This window comes from Hydrocoleum sp. CS-953 (genome assembly GCF_002260545.1).
Taxonomy (GTDB): Bacteria; Cyanobacteriota; Cyanobacteriia; order Cyanobacteriales; family Microcoleaceae; genus Trichodesmium.
Window position 1 is genome coordinate 1 of the sequence record NZ_LGSU01000358.1, and the last position, 2,861, is coordinate 2,861.

Annotated in this window: 1 protein-coding gene; it reads left to right on the plus strand. The window is 30.6% G+C overall.

Translation table 11 applies throughout. The features are described from left to right. The first annotated feature begins 355 nt into the window (after positions 1–355). Complete coding sequence (locus tag AFK68_RS03380) at positions 356–1,891, plus strand: DASH family cryptochrome (RefSeq protein WP_094671595.1); 1,536 nt, start codon at positions 356–358, stop codon at positions 1,889–1,891. Positions 1,892–2,861: the final 970 nt, after the last annotated feature.

A 2,861-nucleotide genomic window follows, 5' to 3' on the forward strand; every position in this document is an offset into this window, starting at 1 on the left:
AGAAGATAGGGAACAGGGAACACTTAACTGGTATGGAGGGAATAGGGAATAGGCAAAAAAACAATTATTTGTTATCAGGAACTTCATCAGAACTGATTGAGTATGAATAGTCATACCTTCTCTCTCTGTAGAGTTATTTCAATCCCTTGCCTTATTCAAGCTTTAAGATTGAGTTGTGAAACTTTTTTATTAATACTTATTTTACAGACAGTCTCTTATTTAACAAACAGTCTATAATATTAAGAACCTTTATGCTAACCTACTTGCTAAAATTGGGTTTTGCTAAAAAGATAAAGGATATTAGTATCATTCAATAATTCTAGTTTTTCCTATTATATATTTCCTCAAAATTAATATGAGTCAAGACGTAATTATATTATGGTATCGTAACGACCTACGCATCCATGACCATGAACCACTATATAAAGCACTAAAAGCTAATTCTCAAATTATTCCTATTTATTGTTTAGACCCAAGGCAATTTGGTCAAACAAATTTTGGCTTTCCTAAAACAGGCGTATTTAGAGCAAAGTTTTTACTAGAAAGTATTGTTGATTTGCGTAACAGTCTACAAAAATTAGGTAGTAATTTAGTTATTTTTCAAGATAAACCAGAAATAGCAATTCCTAGATTAGCTGAACAATTATCTGCTAAATCTGTATTTTTTCATCAAGAAGTTACTGCCGAAGAAGTTAAAGTAGAAAGAGCAGTTCATCAGGCGCTAAAACAAATTGGAGTTAAATTAAAATCATTTTGGGGTTATACACTTTACCATCCAGATGATTTACCTTTTGAGATTAACCAATTACCAGAATTATTTACTAATTTTCGCAAAGATGTAGAGAAAAATTCTAGTGTAAATCCTACATTTCCAACTATTCAAAAATTACCATCTTTACCAGAAATTGAGATAGGAGAATTACCCACATTATCTGATTTAAACCTAGAAATACCACCACTAGATTCACGGGGAGTTTTAGAATTTAAAGGGGGAGAAACTGCTGCTAAGGAAAGAGTAAAAAATTACTTTTGGCAGCAAGACTGTTTAAAAGTTTATAAGGAAACAAGAAATGGAATGTTAGGGGCAAATTATTCTTCTAAATTTTCCCCTTGGTTAGCATTAGGATGTTTGTCGCCTCGTTATATTTATGAACAAGTTAAAGAATATGAATATCAAAGAGTTAAAAATCAATCAACTTATTGGTTAGTTTTTGAGTTACTTTGGCGAGATTACTTCCGATTTATTTGTCAAAAACATGGGAATAAAATATTTCATAAATCTGGTTTACAAGGTGTAGTTATTCCTTGGCAAGAAGATTGGGAAAAATTTCAAAAGTGGCAAGCAGGTAAAACAGGATTTCCTCTAGTAGATGCTAATATGTGTGAACTTTTGGCTACAGGGTTTATGTCAAATCGTGGTAGACAAAATGTTGCTAGTTTTCTGACTAAAAATTTAGGAATTAATTGGCAAATGGGAGCTGAATGGTTTGAGTCTTTACTAATAGATTATGATGTTTGTAGTAATTGGGGAAATTGGAATTATACTGCTGGAGTTGGAAATGATGCGCGAGGTTTTCGCTATTTTAATATTATTAAACAGGCAAAAGATTACGACCCTGAAGGAAAATATGTGAAATATTGGTTGCCAGAATTAGGAAAAGTGCCTGCTGCTAAAGTACACGAACCTTGGAAATTATTGTCTGTTGAACAAGATAGATTTGGTGTAAAAATAGGGGTAGATTATCCACAAACAATTGTTGATTTATGGCAGTCGGTTAAGGAGAATGAAAAAATTTATAATACAGCATTAAATATTACAGAAGGAAGAAGGAAGAAGGAAGAAGGAAGAAGGAAGAAGGAAGAAGGAAGAAGGAAGAAGGAGAAATCTTGAATAAAAAAAGGGTAAAATGATAGATATAGAACTCTACATTCTTTTTCATATCTATGTCTAATATAGCAATCAGGAATGAGATGTGAGAATTTTTATGATAGTTAGTTTGAGGTGAAAAGCTTAAAAATTATGACTCCTGACTCCTGATTCCTGACTCCTAAATGCCACTAAAATCTTACAACTCACATAAGATTGCTATATCTGTAATACCACTTTGAAAAAAGAATGCTACAAAAATGTAGAGATTGATTGGATATGGTTAAAAATAGCTACTACATGACTTACGCAGAAGCACTATATATAATACCAAATTCAAAAAAGGTAGTTACATCTTAAGTTGTGATTTATTCCTAGAATAAAAAACTTGATAAATCCCATAAATTCTCAAAATTAAACCTTTTTTATTATTTTTTTTCTTTGCCTATTGCCTGTGCCGTGACTGTAGCAATATTTTATGAAATTGGTATAAGATTAAAAAACTATAACGTTATAGTTTTAAACCCTATATAGATGGTCTTTGCGTAAGTCCTAAAATAGTTAATTGACCTTCAAGGATAAATTAATAAATTTGACCGAAATCCTGGATATTTTGCCAAAATTTTCGATTTATACCAATTACCATGCATTAATGCTATACTTCGGCTATACTTCCACACCTCAATAGTTACCAAGATTCAAAGTCTTTTTTTGACAATTTTTAGTTATACCAATTCTCAAAAACTTTGCTATACTTGAATTTTCTATTTCTAAATACTATTTATTGACGTAATTTTATTGTTAGCTAACCTCTGTAATTTATCCAGTTATTTTTACAACTTTCCAAGGGTAGCATTACTTTTGAGAAATGATATTAATTATATAAAATCCGGTTATATAGTAATTGCAAAACTACTTCTTCATTAATACAAGTTTTCTATTGAATAGGAATTATATAATTTAATAGTTCAAATCCAATATTTCTCCTAACTCC